Annotated in this window: 1 protein-coding gene; it reads left to right on the forward strand. The window is 71.9% G+C overall.

The genetic code is table 11. The features are described 5' to 3' along the window. Positions 1-261: 261 nt before the first annotated feature. On the forward strand, positions 262-1,011 hold a 750-nt coding region (locus AB0L34_RS34500), incomplete at its 3' end, for a beta-galactosidase (protein WP_363709882.1).

Below are 1,011 nucleotides of genomic sequence, written 5' to 3' on the forward strand. Positions count from 1 at the left end.
GTGAGCGTGACCCCGTGCGCATCGGTCGCGGCGACCTCGGCCCGCAGCACGTCGTCGGCGCCCTCCTCGCCGGGGGCGCGGACCGGCAGGTCGGGCGGGTCGGCCACGAACGTCTCGTACGGGACCAGCGGCGGGCGGTACGGCATGGGCGTCTCCTCGCGGCGTCCACGGGCGGTCCCGCCAGTTTCTTTGGAAGCCCAACTAACTGTCAATGATCGACGCCATTGACTTTCCTTCTCACCTGTTCCTATTTTGGCCGGGATGACAACTAAAGCGCCGTGGAGCGACGGGCGGCTCTGCTACGGCGGGGACTGGAACCCGGAACAGTGGCCGCCGGAGGTGTGGCGCGAGGACGTCGCCCTGATGCGCGCCGCCGGGGTCAACCTGGTCACCGTCGGCGTGTTCGCCTGGTCCCGGCTGGAACCCGAACCCGGCCGCCACACGTTCGACTGGCTCGACCGTGTGCTGGACCTGCTGCACGCGAACGGCATCCGCGCCGCGCTGGCCACCCCCACCGCGTCGCCGCCGCCGTGGTTCTCGCTGCGGCACCCGGACGCGCTGCCGGTCACCGCCGACGGCGTCCGCCTGACCCACGGCAGCCGCGACACCTACTGCGCCGCCGCGCCCGCGTACCGCGACGCCGCCCGCAGCATCGCCGAGGTGCTGGCCGCCCGGTACGCGCACCACCCGGCGCTCGCGCTGTGGCACGTGCACAACGAGTACGGCACCACCTGCCACTGCCCGCACACCGAGGCGGCGTTCCGCCGCTGGCTCACCGGCCGCTACGGCGACCTCGACGCGCTGAACGACGCCTGGGTGACCAGCTTCTGGAGCCAGCACTACTCCGACTGGGCGCAGGTCGGCACGCCCCACGCCACGCAGTATCTCGCGAACCCCGGCCAGCTGCTCGACTTCCGCCGCTTCTGGTCCGACACGCTGCTGTCCGCGTACACCGAGCAGCGTGACCTGCTGCGGGCGGCGAACCCTTCGGTGCCGGTCACCACCAACTAC

Origin of the sequence: Micromonospora sp. NPDC052213, assembly GCF_040679695.1 — a bacterium.
Lineage (GTDB): Bacteria > Actinomycetota > Actinomycetes > Mycobacteriales > Micromonosporaceae > Micromonospora.